A 17268-nucleotide genomic window follows, 5' to 3' on the forward strand; every position below is an offset into this window, starting at 1 on the left:
GCAGCGATCTCATGGGCCAGTAGGAGTCGTCAGCGGATCGTCAGAGGCTGGCCCTGCGACGTGTGCGGCGAATTCGACGATTCGTGTCAGGGCTGCCCGCCCGCCCTGCGTGGTGTCCACGAGCAGACAGGGGACGTCGAGCGCGATCGGGACCCACGACTCGATCGGCCGCTCCCCTGCCGCGATCCTGTGCAGCAGCTCGGCGTCCGCATGAACGGCGCGCGAGGGATCCTCGGCGGCGCGCTGGGCGATGCGGATGCGGGCGACTTCGGGATCGACGGTGCAGCGCACGATGCGGATGTCGGCCAGATCCGCGAGCGGTTCCAGGCCCGGACGCCAGAGTCGGTCCTGGAAGGCCGCCTCTGCCACCAGGCTCTCCCCCGAGGCCAGGAGGTCGCCGAGAGTGCGGAAGAACACCTCCAGCGTCTTCAGGTTCGAGTGATCGGCGGGGTCCGCACCGGTGGCGGCCAGGCGTTCCTTGATCTCGTCACGGCAGACCGTCGGCCAGCCCAGAACCTCGGCCAGGGCATGCGCCAGGGTCGTCTTGCCCGCCCCGGGCGGGCCGCTGACGACGAGCAGTGTCGGGCGGCGCGTCATGCCGCGGCCTCGCGCTCGACCAGGACGCCGCTTTCGAAGTGCGCGCCGGCCCGGGCCTCTTCACGGTCGTCGGTGATCCTTGCGGCGGCCTTCGGGAATTCGGGGCCCTCGCGCACGATCTCGTCGATCAGGGAGCCGGACCGGGTGGAGCCATCATCGGCGACCGCGCTGAGCACGGGCGTGCCTTCCCGGCCCGCGGTGGTACGCAGGCCTGTTCGGAGACCATCAGAGGATCATCCCGGCATGTCCTGGAGGCCATGGTCGACCTCGCTCGGAGCGCGCGGGCCCGCGATCAGCGGTTGCACTGCTGGGTGGCGGTCCGACTCAGGGGTGCGACCCGCCCAGTCGCTCGCGCAGCCGGTCGACCAGGCGCGACGTCGGGGTCTCGATCCAGTCCAGGGTCCGGGCCGTCGCGTAGCCGAGCACCTGGTTGATGCCGATCATGTGGGTGTTGGTGACCGCCGTGGTGGTGAAGACGAGCTCCAGGTCGGGCCGCCGCTCCAGCGCCCGACGCATCAGGGCCGCCTTGATCGCCCGGCCCAGGCCGTGGCCGCGGTGGGCGGAGAGTACGGCGGTGTCCTGGACGTAGCCGTAGGTCGGGCGGTGCGGGTAGTTGTGGACGGAGTGCATGCCGGCCACCTGCCCGGTGGTCTCGTCGACGGCGACCGCCACCCAGGGTTCGGTACCGGCCGCGGCCAGCTCGCGGTCCTCGGACCGGATCTGGTCGGCGGTCCAGCGCGGCGTCCGGAAGCTGGTCCGGCCCCACGGTGCGTCGCTGACGGCCTGTCGGGCCAGCGCGTACGACTCGATCAGCGGCTCGGGGGTCGCGCCGGTCCACTGTTCCAGCCGGTAGCCGGCCGGTATCGGGACGTCCCAGAGGTGCGCCGGGGTCTCGGTGACCCGCAGGAGCTGCATCACCATGCTGTGGGTCACCTCGAACCCGAGGCCGGCCGCCCACGGCGCGGCGGCGGATTCGGGCTTCACCGGTGTGCCGTGCACGGTGCCGCGGCCGGACTCCAGCACGTCGGGCAGCACTGACCGCAGCAGCGCGGTGCCGAGCCCGCGCCGCCGCAGTTCGGGGTGGACGAACACCTCGACGTTGGCGATCCCGTCGTTCGGGGCGTCGGGCAGCGCCAGCCGGACCGTGCCGATCAGCCGCCCGTCCAGGTAGCCCGCCCAGACTCGGCCCGGACCCTCGTGCGCGGGCGGGGTGCGGAGCCGGCCGATCGCGCCCTCCCTGGTCAGCGGCGGGTCCTCGGGGAAGTCGACGGCCCAGGCCGCGGCCCGCATCACGTGGTAGCCGTCGAGGGTCTCTTCGGTGGCGTGGCGCGGGTCGAGCGGTTGGATGTCGAGGGTCACCGGGTCTCCCATGTCTGTGGACTGACAACCCATCATGCCTCCTGATCCGGGGGCGGCGGGCGGGAGTCCATGGGCGGGGGCGACGGGTGGGGCGACGGGCGAGGGCGGGGTCCGTTGGACGGTCCTCGGAGGTGATGCCGTGAGTACCTGTGCACGGCGGGCCGCACCCGCGGCCCACCCGGGCGGCCCAGCGCGGAAGTCGGCTCCGCCGACCTCCGGCGCACATCCCCGGGCCTCGGGTCACCGCCCCTCCCCCGCCAAACGCCGGGACCCGGGACGCCCCACCTCCGTTGGGCGTCCCGGGTCCCGTTGGACCTCGACCGGGCGTCAGCCCGTGAACGCCGCCAGGCCGTTCGGGGTGCCGAGGCCCGTCGGGCCGTCGTAGCCGGCGCCCGCGGTGCAGAGGTAGGACGGGCTGCACGAGGTGGTGGCGCCCGCGGTGACGTCGTTCAGCGCGGACGGGTGGGCGTAGGCGTCGGCCGCCGGGACGGCGGCGGTCGGGGCGCCCGCATCCGCGTAGACGGCCGCGATCAGCGGGGCGGCGACGCTGGTGCCGCCGTAGACGGACCAGCCGGAGGCGCCGTACGTCTGGTAGACGGCGACGCCGGTGGCCGGGTCGGCGACCGCGGAGACGTCGGCCACCGTGCGGTGCGAGCAGCCGGTGTCCGTCTGCCAGGTCGGCTTGGCCTCGTAGCCGGAGCAGCCGGAGCCGGCGCCCTCGGTGCTGCTGGTGGACCAGACCGACTCGCTCCAGCCGCGGCTGTTGGTGGCGCGGGTGAGCGCGGTGCCGCCGACCGCCGTGACGTACTTGGACGCCGCCGGGTACTCCACCCCGTAGCCCGAGTCGCCCGAGGAGGCGGTGATCGCGACGCCCGGGTGGTTGAAGTAGCTGCTGTCGTACGAGGAGTCGGCCGAGGACTCGCCGCCGCCGTAGCTGTTGGAGACGAACTTGGCGCCGAGTTTGACGCCCTCGTTCACCGCCGTGCCCAGGTTGCTCATGCTCGCCGTGGTCGCCTCGACCAGGATGATGTGCGCGTTGGGCGCGATCGCCGAGACCATGTCCAGGTCGAGCGATATCTCGCCGGCCCAGCCGGAGTTGCCGGCCGGCAGCTTGCTGGTGCTGCCGGTCTGGCTGACCTTCTTGAAGCAGCCGTTGGCCGTGGTGCAGGCCGGCAGGCCGTACTGGGCGCGGTAGACGGCCAGGTCGGACTCGGCGTTGGGGTCGTTGTAGGCGTCGACGATGGCGACGGTCTGGCCCGCACCGCCGTTCGCCGGCAGGTTGTAGGCGCTCAGCAGGTCAGCCGGCCCGAAGCCCGACGGCGTGGCGTTGGGGGTCACGCCCAGGGGGCTGATGTGCTGGACCGCGCTGGTGACCTTGAGCGCGTTGCAGGCCATGGTGTCACCGGCGGCCAGCGTGGCACAGGAGCGGATCCAGGACGTGCCGCCCTTGGTGTGGACGGCGGCACCGCTCGCCGCATCGGCCGGTCCAGCGGCGACGGCCAGGCTGGAGACGGCGAGTGCAGCGGTTCCGGTGAGCGCGAGGGCGGTCTTCCGGATCCGGGCGGTGGTGGGGGAGCTGAACAACTGACTGCCTCCTGTGGCTGTGGGACCGAGGGGCACTGCGCGGACGGGTCGGCCCGTGGACCGGGGTACGGTCCGCGGGCAGGTGGGGGTGTACGGCCTACCGAATCTCCGTTCGGCTGGTTGACCCGCGATGAGGCTAGCCAGACATGATCAGGTCAACAAGAGTTCCGGCGGGATTCAACAACCCGTTCACCTGCACCCTGCTGGATGTGATCGCCCGTTACCTGAGCGCCTATCGGCCGAAACATGACAACGCTTCCGGCCGAGCCGCCCCACTCGGTCGCCGGGCCGATTGAGCAGCGAGTACGATCGCTGGCGCCAGACTGACCAGCCCTCAGGTACCACCAACAGGAACGCGCGTTCGGACGACAGCCCCGGCCGTCTCGTAGCAGCGGCGGTCGGGCAGAGCCCAGGAGACTCGTTGGCCCGCAAACCACGTCCCATCGACCCGACCGAAGGGCCGCTGCAGGCCTTCGCGCACGACTTGCGGCTCGTGCGCGAACGGGCGGGCAACCCGACCTACCGAGCCCTCGCCACCACAGCGGGGTTCGGCGCCACCACCTTGAGCGATGCCGCCGGCGGGGTGCGGGCGCCCAGCATGGAGGTGACCTTGGCCTACGTGGGCGCCTGCGGTGGCGACACCGCGGAGTGGGAGGCCCGCTGGCGGGAGCTCAACCGCGTGCTGACCGAGCAGCGGGGCACCGCCGACGCCCAGCCGGACCCCGAGCCGGAGCCGGAGCCAGAACCGACGACGGCCACGGCCACGGCCACGGAACAAGCGACGGAACCAGAACCGGAGCCGGCGCCCACCCCGGCCCCGACTCCGCCGCCCGCCGCCTCCATACCCTCCGCCATACCCCCCGCCCCGCCCCGCCGCCAGTGGCGCAGCCGGACGATCCTCGCCGTGGCCGCCGCCTTCGCGCTGATCGCCACCCTGATCGTCACCCGCCTCGGTGTGCTGGACCGGGCCCAGGCCGACACCAGCGCCTGCGGCCCGACACCCCCGGCCGCCACCGCGACCGCGACCGGCAGCGGCACCGCCGGCGCCCAGAGCTCCGACTTCGTCGGCCTGACCTACGGCAACGGCGCCCACGTGCGGACCGGCGCCAGCCTCAACTCGCCCACCCTGCGCACCGTCCCGCCCGGCTGCCGGCTGCACTTCACCGGCTTCTGCGTCGGCGACGTGGTCTTCGACCAGACCGGCCACTCGGTGGACGTCCGCTGGTTCGAGGTCTACGGCGGCGGGTTGGTGGCCTCGGCGATCATCCACGGCAACCCGCCCGCCTCGATGACACCGACCTCCTGCCCGGACGGCACCCCGCTGCCCAGCGCGATCACGCTCAACCTGGGCCGCTCCTCGGCCAGTTCGGACACCATCCAACTCCAGGCCACCGGCGCCCACCTGGGCATCGTCGGGTTCGCCGCCCGGTACGCCAACACCCCGCCCAGCCCGGCCGGTACGCCCACCGCACCGCCGGAGAAGCCGACCTGGCACCAGCTGAACCTGAACAGCAGCCTGGACCACGACTTCAGCTACTCCTGGCGGCTCGGCGCACTCGCCGCGAACAACGACCCGGGCCAGGAGCAGGGCCAGGCCCAGGGCGAACAGCAGCCCGTCACCGTGGTCGCCGTGGCCTGCCTCGGCGGCGACGGCCCGACCGGGGTGATCGACGCCCGCACGGTTCCGGCGGCCGGCGACTCCCAGCCCGCCCAGCCGGCCCAGCCTGCCCAGTTGACCGCCGAGGAGCAGACCACGGCCGAACAGGCCGCCTGCCGCTACCCGAACGCGGGCTGACAGCCGGCCAAACAGCTCCCCACCGACTGACGATACGTCAGTTCCGCGATACGGCGCCGATACGTCCACCGTCGAGACTGCACCGCGCCGCGCCTCTTCTGCCCGCCCGGCCCCGGCATCCCCCCTTCCGCCGGGGGCCGGGCGGCGCTGGGGTGCGGACGTCCGCAACTCCGCTTCCCCAAAAGGAAAACGGTGAACGTCATACGACTCCTGCGCCGGACCGCCGGCGCCGCGTCGGCGGTGCTACTGCTGGGCCTGGTCTCCCTCCTGCCCGCAACGGCCGCCTCCGCCACCACTCCGACCGGCAGCGGCGCCGCCGCGCTGGCCGCCGCCAACATCGGCAAGACCGCGGGTACCTGCGCCAACACCCCCACCTACAACAGCCTGGGCGGCTCGCAGTTCGAGCACAGCTGCGCGGGCGGCTACTCCGGCGGGCCGGAGTACTGGTGCGCCGACTTCGCCATGTGGGTCTGGGCGAACGAGGGCTTCTACACCGGCGGCCTGGACGCCGGTGCCGCCAGCTTCCAGACCTACGGCCTGAACAACGGCACCCAGCACACCTCCACCGGCTACCGGCCGCAGCCGGGCGACGCGGTGGAGTACGGCTCGATCTACAACTCCGAGATCCACCACGTGGCGATCGTCACCTCCGTGAACAGCGACGGCTCGGTGACCACCGCCAACGGCGACTGGAACGGCACCACCGGCACCGGCACCATGGCCGGTTTCGCGGTGAGTTCGAGCGTGGTCCGGATCACCATCCCGGCCGGGCAGGTCGCGGTGGGCAGCGAGCCGAGCACCGTGGACACCGGTGACGGCTACTACATCGTCGGCTACACCTCGCCGGTGGCCAGCGGCACCGGCGGGGGCACCGGCGCCAACCCGTACTCGCCCACCCAGGTCTGCGGCAGCGGCTACGGCGTGATCGACTCGCACGACCTGGGCGGCGCCGTCGTCTACCTGCTGTACGACGGGTCCACCGGCTACAACTGCGTCACCACGCTCGCCAAGATCCCGGCCGGCGCGGTCTCGATGAACGCCACCCTGGCCGTGCAGGGCGGCAGTTCGACCAACAACCCGGGCAACTTCACCTACTACGCCGGACCGGTGAGCGCCTACGCCCCCAACTCCTGCGTGCAGTGGGGCGGCTCGTACGCCGGAAGCTCCTGGACGAGCAGCTGGGACCACTGCGGCACCGGCTCGCCGACCCCCTCCCCCGCCACCGGCAACCCGTACACGGCCAGCCAGGTGTGCGGCAGCGGCTACTCGGTGATCGACAGCCACGGCCTCGGCAACGCGACCGTCTACCTGCTCTACGACGCGGCCAACGGTGACAACTGCGTGGTCACGCTGGCCGCCAACCCCTCGGGCAAGGTCTCGATGAACGCCACCCTGGCCGTGCAGGGCGGCAGTTCGGGCAGCAACCCGGGCAGCTTCACCTACTACGCCGGACCGGTCCACGAGTACGCTCCGGCCACCTGCGTGCGCTGGGGCGGCTCCTACGGCAGCGCCTCCTGGACCAGCGGCTGGAGCCACTGCGGCTGATCCGCGGCCCCTCGGGGCTCCCGCCGGCCGGCCCGCCCGGGGTTTCCGGGCGGGCCGGCCCGTGGTTGTCCGGAATTGATTGACCGGCACCCGCCCCGCTCCCCGAACCGGCCGCCCCCGGGCTAGACATGCCCTCGTCACACGAACCGAGGGGGCCACTCAGGTGGAGTTCGGGATTCTGGGGCCACTGCTGGTACGGGACGCGGCGGGCGCGCACCCGGTTCCCGCGCCCAAACAGCGCATCCTGCTGGCCGCTCTGCTGATGCGGCGGGGGCAGCCGGTGCCGACCGACCGGCTGGCCGACCTGGTCTGGGACGGGCGCCCGCCGCGCAGCGCCGGCACCACCCTGCGCAACTACGTGATGCGGCTGCGCCAGGTGCTCGGCCCGGCGGGCGAGCGGATCGAGACCCGGGCCGGCGGCTACCTGCTGCGCGCCGCGCCGTCCGAGCTCGACCTGCACCGCTTCACCGACCTGCGCGACCGGGGACTGGCGGCGCTGCGCGCGGACGCCGTGCCGCACGCCGCCGACCTGCTGCGCGACGCCCTCGCGCTCTGGCGCGGCCCGGCGCTGATGGACGTGCCCTCGGACGCGCTGCACCGCGAGGAGGCCGACTGGCTGGCCGAAACCCGGCTCGACGCCCTGGAGTTGCGGATGGCGGCCGAGCTGCGGATGGGCCGCCAGACCGACGCGCTGACCGAGCTGCGCGAGCTGACCACCGCGCACCCCGAGCGGGAGCGGTTCTGGGCGCAGCTGATGACCGCGCTGGACCGGGACGGGCGGCCGCACGAGGCACTGGAGGCCTTCCGGCGGGCCCAGCGGGTGCTGGACCGGGAGTTGGGCACGCCGCCGGGGCCGGAGCTGCGGGAGACGCACCGTCGGGTGCTGAGCGCCACGCTGCTGACCTCCCATCAGCTGCCGCCCCAGCTTGCCGACTTCACCGGACGGGAGCGGGAGGTCGCACTCCTGACCAGCCAGCTGACGCTCTGTCATCCGTCCGGTGCGCCGCAGGTGGCGGTGGTGACGGGCGGGGCCGGGGTCGGCAAGAGCGCGGTGGCGCTGCGGGCGGCGCACCTGGTGCGGGCGGCGTTCCCGGACGGCGCGCTCTACGCCGAGCTGGGCGGCGTGCCGGGGCGGGCGGCGGAGCGGACCGGGCAGGTGCTCTGGACGCTGCTCGCCTCGCTGGGTGTGCCGGCTCCCTCGATCCCCGCCGGGACGGCGCCCCGCACGGCGCTGTACCGGTCGGTGCTCGCGGACCGCCGGGTGCTGGTGGTGCTCGACGGCGCCCATGGCGCGGACCAGCTGCGCCCGCTGCTGCCCACCGGCCCGGGCAGCGCGGCGCTGGTGACCTCCCGGGACCGCCTCGCCGACCTGCCGGGCGCCCGGCCGCTGCTGCTGGAACCGCTCGCCCCGGCGGAGGGCCGCCGGCTGCTGGAGGGCCTGCTCGGCCCGTCCCGCGCCGCCGCCGAACCCGAGGCGGCCGCCGCCCTGGTCGACCTCTGCGACGGCCTGCCGCTGGCCCTGCGCGTCTGCGCGGCCCGCCTGGGCACCCGGCCCACCTGGTCGCTGGCCCACCTGGCGGCCCGGCTGGCGGACCCCGAGCGGGTGCTGGACGAACTGCGCGTCGGCACCCTGGACGTCCGCCGCGCCCTGGCGGAGAGCTACGCCTCCCTGGACCCGCGGTCGGCGGCGGCCTTCCGCGCGCTGGGCACCGAGCAGCCCGGCGGGGACGGCGCGGTGCCGCTGCGGGAGGTCGACGGCGCGGCCCTGGAGCACCTGGTCGACGCCCACCTCCTCCTCGCCCCCGCCCCCGCCCGCTACCTCCTCCCGCCCCTCTCCCGGGCCCTGGCCAGGTGGGTCCGGCGGGAGGAGGGCCGCGGGGAGGGCCTGTCCTTCGGGTCACGCCGGACAGCGGGCGGCGTCGGGGTGCGGGCGTCGGCGGCGCCCGCCCGACGTGATCCGAGAGACAGGCCCTAAGGTCGGAAGCATGGCTGAAGAGGTGGGTTCCGTCCGAGTCGACGCCTGGGTCTGGGCGGTGCGGCTGGCCAAGACGCGCTCCGCCGCCGCCGGGCTCTGCCGGGCCGGGCACGTGCGGGTGAACGGGGAGCGGGCCAAACCGGCGCAGGCGCTCAAGGTGGGGGACGAGGTGCGGGTCCGCCAGGAGGAGTGGGACCGGGTGGTGATCGTCGCCAGGCTGCTCAGCAAGCGGGTCGGCGCCTCGGTCGCCGTCGACTGCTACGTGGACAACAGCCCGCCGCGCCCCTCCTCCGACCCGTTCAACCTCAACGCCCCGGTGGCCACCCGGGAGCGCGGGGCCGGGCGGCCGACCAAGCGGGAGCGGCGCTCGCTGGACCAGCTCTTCGGCCGCGGCCACTGAGGCAGGCGCCCCGGATGCGGCCCGAGCGCCTTCCCCTGACGATGGGTCTGGGCGGCCCGGGCGGGCCGCGGCTCAGGAGGGCGAGAGTGGTCACGGCGGCGGAGCGGGCCAAGCGGGGGCGGGCGGCCCGGCAGCGGGTGGGGCGGCGCGAGCACGGCAACTGGATTCCGGCGACCGACCGCCCCGATCCGGTCAGGGTGCTGCTGGACCAGGGCGCGGACCGGGTGCCCGAACTGCTGCCGATCCGTCACGGACGGATGGCCGGGTCGCCGTTCGCCTTCCTGCGCGGCGCCGCGGCCGTGCTGGCGGCCGATCTGGCGGCGCTGCCGAACACCGGCCTGGAGGTACAGCTCTGCGGCGACGCCCACCTGCTGAACTTCGGCGTCTTCGCCTCTCCCGAGCGCATCCTGCTGTTCGACCTGAACGACTTCGACGAGACCTACCCCGGCCCCTTCGAGTGGGACGTCAAGCGGCTGGCCGCCAGCGTGGCGGTGGCCGCCCGGGACAACGGCGAGCCGGACGGCAAGGCGCACGCCGCCGCCCGCGCCGCCGCCACCGCCTACCGCCGGGCGATGCGCCGGCTGGCGGGCGCCGGCGAGCTGGACGTCTGGTACGAGACGGTCTCCGCCGACCAGGTGCTCGCCCTGCTCCGCGGCCGCCGGCGCGAGCGGGCCGCCCGCAACCTCGAGCACGCCCGCCGCCGCACCAGCCTGCAGGCGCTGGCCAAGCTCACCGAGGAGCGCGAGGGCCAGCCGCGGATCATCAGCGACCCGCCGCTGCTGGAGCCGGTTCCGGAGGACGACTTCAAGGCGATCGGCAAGGTGTTCAGCTCCTACCGCAGCACCCTGCCCGAGGACCGCCGCCACCTGCTGGACCGGTTCCAACTGGCCGACGCGGCCCGCAAGGTGGTCGGCGTCGGCAGCGTCGGCACCCGCTGCTACATCGCCCTGCTGTCCGGGCGCACCCTCGGCGAGCCGCTCTTCCTGCAGATCAAGGAGGCGCAGCGGTCGGTGCTGGAGACCTACCTGCCGGGCCGCTCCCCCGCGCACCAGGGGCACCGGGTGGTGGCCGGGCAGCGGCTGCTGCAGGCGGCCGGCGACATCTTCCTGGGCTGGACCACCGGTCCGGCGGGGCGGCACTTCTACGGCCGCCAGCTGCGCGACATGAAGGGCTCGGCCGAGGTGGACCGGATGACGGCCCGCGGCCTGCGGGACTACGCGGCGCTCTGCGGCCACACCCTGGCCCGGGCGCACGCCCGCTCCGGCGACCGGGTCGCGATCGCCGCCTATCTGGGCGGTTCGGAGGCGTTCGACGAGGCGATCGCCGACTTCGCGCTGCGGTACGCGGAGCAGACGGTGATCGACCACCGGGAGCTGACGGCGGCGATCGCGGCGGGCACGGTGGCGGCGGAGTCCGTCTGACCGCGGGAAACCCGGTGACTCCCGGGCGGGCGGGCGGTTAGGGTCGCGCGCATGAGCGACCGTTCCTTCCGCATCACCGTGCGCGGCGCGTTCGAGGGCCTGACGGCCGAGCAGCGCGCCGCCCTGCTCGCCGACGCGCGCGACCACGACGTGCTGTTCGCGAGCTTCACGCCCGAGGGTCACCTCAGCTACGACATCGCGGCCCGCGCCGACTTCACCTTCCGGTTCCTGGAGTCGGGCGGCGCGGAGGAGGAAATCGTCCCGGCCACCGCCCGCGCCGAGGCGGCCGCCCGGGCCTGGCTGGCGGAGCGCGGCTACGGCTTCAAGAACCTGCGCTCGGTCGCGGAGGACCTGTCGAAGGCGGCCCTGTCGAAGCGCCAGCGCAAGGCCCGGGCCGCAGGCCAGTAGGCGGCCTGACCCTCCGTCAGTCCCCGAGCGCCTCCCGCGCCGCCGCCAGCGCCTGCTCGCGGTCGCCCGGGGCCAGGCCCAGCCGGGTGCGCCGGTCGAGCAGGTCGTCGACCGTCAGCGCGCCCTCGTGCGCCACCGCGAAGCGCAGCTCCGCGAGGGTGGTGTCCGTCCCGGGGGCGACCGGCTGGTGGGTGCGCGCGGACGCGAGCACCGCCGGCGCCTCGGTGCCGTAGCGCCGGACCAGCCGCGGCGGCGCGGACACGGCGGCCAGCGTGGCCGGCGAGCCGGCGCCGACCAGCGGCAGTGCCCGGGTGCGGCAGGGCCGGGGAGCGGTGAGGCCCGACCGGCGCAGGGCGGCGTCGAGGGCGTCCTCGGCCATCCGGCGGTAGGTGGTGAGCTTGCCGCCGACCACGGTGACCAGGCCGTCCGGCGCGGTGAGCACGGCGTGCTTGCGGGAGACGTCGGCGGTGCGGCCCGTCCCGTCGTCCAGCAGCGGGCGCAGGCCGGCGAAGCTGCCGATCACGTCGGCCCGGGTGAGCGGGCGGCGCAGCGCGGTGCTGATGGTGCTGAGCAGGAAGTCGATCTCGCCCTCGGAGGCGGTCGGCACGTCCGGCACGGGGCCGGGCGCCTCCTCGTCGGTGAGGCCGAGGTAGACCCGGCCCTCGGGGGCGGGCAGGGCGAAGACGAAGCGGTTGGTCTCGCCGGGCACCGGCACGGTGAGCCCGGCGGTGAGCCCGCCGAAGGCGGACTGCGGCAGCACCAGGTGGGTGCCGCGGCTGGGCCGCAGGCTGAGTCCGGGGGCGAGGTCGCCGGCCCAGACGCCGGCCGCGTTGACCACGGTGCGGGCGCTCACCTCGAAGGTGTCGCCGGTCAGCTCGTCGCGCAGCCGGGCGCCGCTGCCGGTGGCGTCCAGTGCGGCGACCCGGGTCAGCACCCGGGCGCCGTGCGCGGCGGCGGTCCGGGCCAGCGCGACCACCAGCCGGGCGTCGTCCACCAACTGGCCGTCCCAGAAGACCAGTCCGCCGCGCAGCCCGGCGGCCTCCACGGTGGGCGCGTAGCGCAGCACCTCGGCGGGGCGCAGCCGGCGCGAGCGCGGCAGCAGTGCGGAGGGCGTGCCGGCGCCGATCCGCAGCGCGTCACCGGCCAGGAAGCCGGCCCGGACCAGGGCGGCGCCGGCCGGGCTCGTGCCGGGCAGCAGCGGCACCACCTGGGGCAGCGGCTGGACCAGGTGCGGGGCGGTGCGGCGGAGCAGGATGTCGCGCTCGACGGCGCTCTCGTAGGCGATGCCGACGGCGCCGGAGGCGAGGTAGCGCAGCCCGCCGTGGACCAGCTTCGAGCTCCACCGGCTGGTACCGAAGGCGAGGTCGTGCTTCTCGACCAGCACGGTGCGCAGCCCCCGCGAGGCGGCGTCCAGAGCGACGCCCGCACCGGTCACCCCGCCGCCGATCACCAGGACGTCGACCCGGTCGACGTCCGGTGCAGGGGCACCCCCCTGCAGGGAGGCGAGCTCCCGGGCCCGGCGGGCGGCGTTCAACGAGGAGGGGGCGGTCACTGCGCGTCTCCGTTCGACAGGTAGCGGTCGAGCAGCAGGCGCAGCTCGTCGTCCAGGCGGTCCAGTTCCGGTCCGGTGCCGGCCGGCGAGTCGGTGAAGACCGGGCCGGTGAGGGTGAAGGACCAGGCGGTGAGCAGCACCGAGCGGGCCAGCAGCGCCGGGTCCCCGGCCCGTACCGAGCCCTGCGCGATGCCCAGGCGCAGCGCGGCCTCCAGCATCTCCAGCTGGTGGTCGGTGTTGCCGCCGCGCCGGGTGAGCAGGTAGGGCGTGAGGAAGTCCGGGTCCAGTTCGACGATCCGGCGCAGCAGCGGGTGCACCCGGATCAGCCGGACCAGCCGCACCACCCCGTCGACCAGCTGGCTCCGCTCGAAGGGCTGCCCCTCGCCCTCCGGCGGCATCGCGGCGAGCGTGAGCGCCGTCCACTCCCGGGTGGTCAGCGCGCCGATCACCTCGCGCACCCCGCCCCAGCGCCGGTAGAGGGTGGCCCGGGAGACCCCGGCCTGCCGGGCGATGTCGGCCATGGTGAGCCGCTGCAGGCCGATGGTGAGCAGCAGTTGGTACGCCGCGTCGAGGATCCGCTCCTCGGGGATGGCGTTGGCCGCTTTCGCCGGACTGCTGACCTCGTTGTTGATTCGCTGCGACACCACATGTAGAAGTGTATCAGCGAGCCCTCCGCCACCCCGATCCACGAGGACACCGATGACCGAGTCAGACCTGCCCGTGACGGACTTCCACCCCTACCGCTGGGGCGACCCCGCGCGCCGCACCACGCTGCCCGCCGCCGCCACCGAGACGCTGGCCGCCTTCGGCGTCCGCGCCCCGGAGCGCGAGCCCGTCGACCTGGCCGGCCTGACCCTCCCGGAGCCCTCCTTCGACCTCGCGCCGCTGACCGCCGTGGTCGGCGCCGAGCACCTGAGCACCGAGCCGGCCGCCCGGATCGCCCACACCCGCGGCTGGTCCACCCCCGACCTGCTGAAGCTGCGGGCCGGCGACCTGGCCGACGCCCCGGACGCGGTGGCCTGCCCGGGCAGCCACCAGGAGGTGGTGGACCTGCTGGCCGCCTGCGCGCGGCTCTCGGTCGCCGTGGTGCCGTACTCCGGCGGCACCTCGGTGGTCGGCGGCCTGGCCCCGGACCGCACCGGCTTCGCCGGCGTGCTGGCCCTGGACCTGCGCCGGCTGGACGCCCTGCTGCACCTGGACACCGTCTCCCGCACCGCCACCCTGGGCGCCGGGATGCGCGGCGTGGAGGCCGAGCGCCTGCTGCGCGAGCAGGGCCTGACGCTGGGCCACTTCCCGCAGTCGTACGAGGGTGCCAGCATCGGCGGTTACGCGGCGGCCCGCTCGGCCGGCCAGTCCTCGGCCGGCTACGGCCGGTTCGACGACATGGTGGTGGCCCTCGAACTGGCCACCCCGCGCGGCACGGTGAGCCTGGGCAGCGCGCCCAGGTCGGCGGCCGGCCCGGACCTGCGGCAGCTGGTGCTCGGCTCCGAGGGCGCGCTGGGCGTGATCACCTCGGTCACCGTCCGGGTCCGTCCGGCGCCGGCCGTGCGGGTCTACGAGGGCTGGCGGTTCGACTCCTTCGAGGCCGGCGCGGAGGCGCTGCGCCGGCTGGTCCAGGACGGCCCGCTGCCGACCGTGCTGCGGCTCTCCGACGAGGCCGAGACCTCGGTCAACCTGGCCGACCCGGCCGCCATGTTCGCCGGTGGCCCGGGCGGCTGCCTGGCCGTCGCCGGCTACGAGGGCACCGCCGCCGAGGTGGCCGCCCGCCGGGCCGGCGCCACCGGGCTGCTCACCGCGGCCGGCGGCCAGCCGCTCGGCGAGGAGCCGGGCGAGTCCTGGCGCCAGGGCCGGTTCAAGGCCCCCTACCTGCGCGACCCGCTGCTGGACGCCGGGGTGCTGATCGAGACCCTGGAGACGGTCACCTTCTGGTCGAACCTGCACGCGCTGCGCGCCGCCGTCACCAAGGCGCTGACCGACGCGCTCACCGCCCAGGCCACCCCGCCGCTGGTGCTCTGCCACATCTCGCACGTCTACGAGACCGGCGCCTCGCTCTACTTCACCGTCGCCTGCGCCCAGACCGCCGATCCGGTGGCGCAGTGGCAGCAGGCCAAGCAGGCCGCCAACGAGGCGATCCGCTCCTGCGGCGCGGCGATCACCCACCACCACGGCGTCGGCACCGACCACCGCGCGGCCTACGCCGAGGAGGTCGGCCCGCTGGCCGTCGAGGCGCTGCGCGCGGTCAAGGGCGTGCTGGACCCGGCGGGCATCCTCAACCCGGGCGTGCTGATCTCCGCCGGGGAGCACGGGGACCGGGCGTGACCACCGACCTGCCCGTGTTCACCGCGATAGTGAACCCGATCTCCGGCGGCGGCCACGCGCCGGACCGCTGGGCGCCGGTCGCCGAGCTGCTGCGCGCGGGCGGCGCCACCGTGCGCTCGTTGCCGACCCGCAGCCGCGAGCACGCCGTGCAGGCCGCCACCGAGGCCTCGGCGTCGGGCGAGACGGTGGTCGCGGTCGGCGGCGACGGCCTGGTGCGGGACGTGGCGGAGGGCGCCGTCCGCGGCGGCGGCACCCTGGCCCTGGTCCCGGCCGGGCGCGGCAACGACCTGGCCCGGGCGCTCGGCCTGCCCTCCGACGCCCCGTCACTGGCCCGGCTGCTGCTGGCCGGCACCACCCGCCGGATCGACGTGCTGGAGGTCAACGGGGTGATCGCGCCGGGCAACGTCTACATCGGCGTGGACTCGGTGGCCACCCAGCTGATCAACGGCGCCCGCGCGCTGCCCGCCCTGCTCGCCTACCGGCTGGCGCCGGTGCGCGCGGTGCTCGGCTGGCGCGCGGTCGGCTACACGCTGACCGTGGACGGCGAGCGGCGGAGCCTGCGCGGCCACACCGTGGTGGTGGCCAACTCCGGCGCCTACGGCCACGGCCTGCGGATCGTGCCGCAGGCCGTGCCGGACGACGGGCTGGCGCACCTGATGACGGTCGGCGACGGGCCGCGCCGCCAGGTGGTCTCCTTCCTGCTGGACGCCAAGCGCGGCACCCACACCCGGCGCCCGGAGGTCGAGGTGTGCACCGCCCGCGAGGTGCTGGTGGAGGCCGACCGCCCGGTCCCGGTCTGCGCCGACGGCGACGAGGTGACCACCCTGCCGGCCACCGTCCGGGTGCTGCCCGGCGCGCTGCGGGTGGTCTGCGGGTGAGCTGACGGTCACCCGGCGGTGACGGCCCGCCCGGCCGCCTGACCGGCCGTCACCCGGGCGGCGGCATCCGGGGTGCGGGGCGGGCCCGCCGCCCCGGAGGGTCGAGGGGAACCGGTCGCCCAGCCCTCAGGAGCCGCAGCATGCCCGACGGACGCCGCCCGCAGACCCCGGCCCCGGTGCTGCTCGCCCTGGTCCTCCCCGCGCTGGTGGTCGGGGCCGGGTCCTCACTGGTGCTGCTGGGGCTGAGCGCGCTGGCCGGGCGGCTGGACCGGTTCTGGTGGCACTACCTGCCCGAGCACGGCGGGTTCGCCCCGTTCGCCAGGTGGTGGATCGTGGTGGTGCTGGCGGTCACCGGGCTGCTGGTCGGGCTGGCGGTCAAGCTGATCCCGGGTCACGCCGGCCCCGATCCGGCCACCGTCGGACTGGGCGGGGCGCCGCAGCCGGCGGGGGTGCTGCCCGGGGTGGCGGTCACGGCGGTGCTGGCGCTGGCGGGCGGGGTGAGCCTGGGGCCGGAGAACCCGATCATCATGATCAACATCGCGCTGGCGTTCTGGCTCGGGCACCGGCTGCTGCCGCGGACCAAGCCCGCGCTCTGGGTCGGGCTGGGCGTGGCCGGCACCATCGGCGCGCTCTTCGGCACCCCGGTCGCGGCCGCGCTGATCCTCTCCGAGCAGCCCGGCCGCCCCGACCAGCCCGGTGCGCTCTGGGACCGGCTCTTCGCCCCGCTGGTCGCGGCCACCGCCGGGTCGGTCACCACCCTGGTGATCGCGGGCAACGACTTCCTGATCAGTCTGCCGAAGTACCCGGGCGCCCGGCTGGTGGACGTCGCCTGGGCGCTCGGCCTGGGCGCCTTCGCGGCGCTGCTCGGGCTGCTCGCCGTCTACGCCTTCGCACCGCTGCACGCGCTCTTCGGGCGGGTGCCCGGCGGGCCGGTGGTGGTGATCACCCTAGGCGGGCTGCTGCTCGGCGGGCTGGGCGCGCTGGGCGGCGAGCTGACCATGTTCAAGGGGCTGGACCAGGTCAAGGAGCTGGCCACCAGCTTCGGCAGCCACAGCGCCTGGGCGCTGTTCGGCATGTGCCTGGTGAAGCTGGTGGCGCTGCTGGTCGCGGCCACCTGCGGGTTCCGCGGCGGGCGGATCTTCCCGGCGGTCTTCGTCGGGACGGCGCTGGGCTGCGCGGCCAGCGTGGCGATCCCCGACATCCCGGTGGCGCTGGCGGTGGCCTGCTCGATCCTGGGCGTGCTGCTGGCGGTCACCCGGCAGGGCTGGGCGAGCCTGTTCACGGCGGCCGCGATCGTGCCGGACACCCGGCTGCTGCCGTTCCTGTGCGTGGCGGCGCTGCCGGGCTGGCTGGTCGTCACCGGGCGGGCCGAGATGGAGCTGGCGCCGCAAGCGGCGCCCGAGCCCCAGGCACCCGCCCCCGCGGCCGCCTGAGG

At 75.1% G+C, this 17268-nt stretch carries 15 protein-coding genes; 9 read left to right on the plus strand and 6 right to left on the minus strand.

Annotated elements, in window-relative coordinates; all coding sequences use genetic code 11:
• Nucleotides 1-9 precede the first annotated feature (9 nt).
• The 4 genes from ACFYNO_RS19215 to ACFYNO_RS19230 all read right to left on the minus strand — a co-directional run bounded on the left by ACFYNO_RS19215 (nucleotide 10) and on the right by ACFYNO_RS19230 (nucleotide 3540).
• Nucleotides 10-597 (minus strand): AAA family ATPase, encoded by a 588-nt coding sequence (locus tag ACFYNO_RS19215; protein ID WP_388013196.1) that lies wholly within the window; start codon nucleotides 595-597, stop codon nucleotides 10-12.
• A complete protein-coding gene (locus tag ACFYNO_RS19220) occupies nucleotides 594-773 on the minus strand; it encodes a hypothetical protein (RefSeq protein WP_388013199.1) in 180 nt (59 codons plus the stop codon). Before ACFYNO_RS19220 ends, ACFYNO_RS19215 begins: the two co-directional genes overlap by 4 nt.
• A gap of 148 nt (nucleotides 774-921) precedes the next feature.
• Nucleotides 922-1956, minus strand: coding sequence for a GNAT family N-acetyltransferase (locus ACFYNO_RS19225; RefSeq protein WP_388013202.1), 1035 nt, complete (start codon nucleotides 1954-1956; stop codon nucleotides 922-924).
• A gap of 327 nt (nucleotides 1957-2283) precedes the next feature.
• Nucleotides 2284-3540, minus strand: coding sequence for a peptidase S8 (locus ACFYNO_RS19230; RefSeq protein WP_388013205.1), 1257 nt, complete (start codon nucleotides 3538-3540; stop codon nucleotides 2284-2286).
• A gap of 421 nt (nucleotides 3541-3961) precedes the next feature.
• On the opposite strand from ACFYNO_RS19230, the gene ACFYNO_RS19235 reads away from it, so the two are divergent.
• The 6 genes from ACFYNO_RS19235 (at nucleotide 3962) to ACFYNO_RS19260 (ending at nucleotide 11084) form a co-directional block, all read left to right on the plus strand.
• Nucleotides 3962-5335 carry a hypothetical protein gene (locus ACFYNO_RS19235; protein WP_388013208.1) on the plus strand — a complete coding sequence of 458 codons (1374 nt, stop codon included), beginning with the start codon at nucleotides 3962-3964 and terminating at the stop codon, nucleotides 5333-5335.
• 192 nt (nucleotides 5336-5527) lie between these two features.
• On the plus strand, nucleotides 5528-6880 hold the full coding sequence (locus ACFYNO_RS19240) for a CHAP domain-containing protein (protein WP_388013211.1): 1353 nt from the start codon (nucleotides 5528-5530) through the stop codon (nucleotides 6878-6880).
• 163 nt (nucleotides 6881-7043) lie between these two features.
• Complete coding sequence (locus ACFYNO_RS19245; protein ID WP_388013214.1) at nucleotides 7044-8855, plus strand: BTAD domain-containing putative transcriptional regulator; 1812 nt, start codon at nucleotides 7044-7046, stop codon at nucleotides 8853-8855.
• A 10-nt stretch (nucleotides 8856-8865) separates the two neighbouring features.
• Complete coding sequence (locus ACFYNO_RS19250; protein WP_388013217.1) at nucleotides 8866-9255, plus strand: RNA-binding S4 domain-containing protein; 390 nt, start codon at nucleotides 8866-8868, stop codon at nucleotides 9253-9255.
• Between the two features lie 86 nt (nucleotides 9256-9341).
• Nucleotides 9342-10676 carry a DUF2252 domain-containing protein gene (locus tag ACFYNO_RS19255; protein ID WP_388013220.1) on the plus strand — a complete coding sequence of 445 codons (1335 nt, stop codon included), beginning with the start codon at nucleotides 9342-9344 and terminating at the stop codon, nucleotides 10674-10676.
• A gap of 51 nt (nucleotides 10677-10727) precedes the next feature.
• Complete coding sequence (locus tag ACFYNO_RS19260; protein ID WP_388013222.1) at nucleotides 10728-11084, plus strand: DUF6204 family protein; 357 nt, start codon at nucleotides 10728-10730, stop codon at nucleotides 11082-11084.
• A gap of 16 nt (nucleotides 11085-11100) precedes the next feature.
• Here ACFYNO_RS19260 and ACFYNO_RS19265 read toward each other — a convergent pair whose 3' ends face one another.
• Together ACFYNO_RS19265 and ACFYNO_RS19270 are read right to left on the minus strand one after the other, a co-directional pair.
• Complete coding sequence (locus tag ACFYNO_RS19265; protein ID WP_388013225.1) at nucleotides 11101-12636, minus strand: glycerol-3-phosphate dehydrogenase/oxidase; 1536 nt, start codon at nucleotides 12634-12636, stop codon at nucleotides 11101-11103.
• On the minus strand, nucleotides 12633-13283 hold the full coding sequence (locus ACFYNO_RS19270; protein WP_388013228.1) for a TetR/AcrR family transcriptional regulator: 651 nt from the start codon (nucleotides 13281-13283) through the stop codon (nucleotides 12633-12635). Before ACFYNO_RS19270 ends, ACFYNO_RS19265 begins: the two co-directional genes overlap by 4 nt.
• 52 nt (nucleotides 13284-13335) lie before the next feature.
• Between ACFYNO_RS19270 and ACFYNO_RS19275 the strand changes: the two genes are divergently transcribed.
• From ACFYNO_RS19275 to ACFYNO_RS19285, 3 genes are all read left to right on the plus strand, one after another.
• Nucleotides 13336-14955 (plus strand): FAD-binding oxidoreductase, encoded by a 1620-nt coding sequence (locus ACFYNO_RS19275; protein ID WP_388013231.1) that lies wholly within the window; start codon nucleotides 13336-13338, stop codon nucleotides 14953-14955.
• Nucleotides 14952-15833, plus strand: a complete 882-nt coding sequence (locus ACFYNO_RS19280) for a diacylglycerol/lipid kinase family protein (RefSeq protein ID WP_388013234.1) — start codon at nucleotides 14952-14954, stop codon at nucleotides 15831-15833. The genes ACFYNO_RS19275 and ACFYNO_RS19280 overlap by 4 nt, the downstream gene beginning before the upstream one ends.
• 140 nt (nucleotides 15834-15973) lie before the next feature.
• The gene (locus ACFYNO_RS19285; RefSeq protein WP_388013237.1) at nucleotides 15974-17266 is read left to right on the plus strand and encodes an ion channel protein; all 1293 of its coding nucleotides are present in this window, start codon (nucleotides 15974-15976) and stop codon (nucleotides 17264-17266) included.
• Nucleotides 17267-17268 lie beyond the last annotated feature (2 nt).

The organism is Kitasatospora sp. NPDC006697, from assembly GCF_042869935.1.
Taxonomy (GTDB): Bacteria; Actinomycetota; Actinomycetes; order Streptomycetales; family Streptomycetaceae; genus Kitasatospora.

Excerpts from the sequence above, each read along its gene's own strand:
- ACFYNO_RS19215 (WP_388013196.1), bottom strand. The coding sequence starts at position 597 with ATGACGCGCCGCCCGACACTGCTCGTCGTCAGCGGCCCGCCCGGGGCG.
- ACFYNO_RS19250 (WP_388013217.1), top strand. The coding sequence starts at position 8,866 with ATGGCTGAAGAGGTGGGTTCCGTCCGAGTCGACGCCTGGGTCTGGGCG.
- ACFYNO_RS19260 (WP_388013222.1), top strand. The coding sequence starts at position 10,728 with ATGAGCGACCGTTCCTTCCGCATCACCGTGCGCGGCGCGTTCGAGGGC.
- ACFYNO_RS19275 (WP_388013231.1), top strand. The coding sequence starts at position 13,336 with ATGACCGAGTCAGACCTGCCCGTGACGGACTTCCACCCCTACCGCTGG.
- ACFYNO_RS19285 (WP_388013237.1), top strand. The coding sequence starts at position 15,974 with ATGCCCGACGGACGCCGCCCGCAGACCCCGGCCCCGGTGCTGCTCGCC.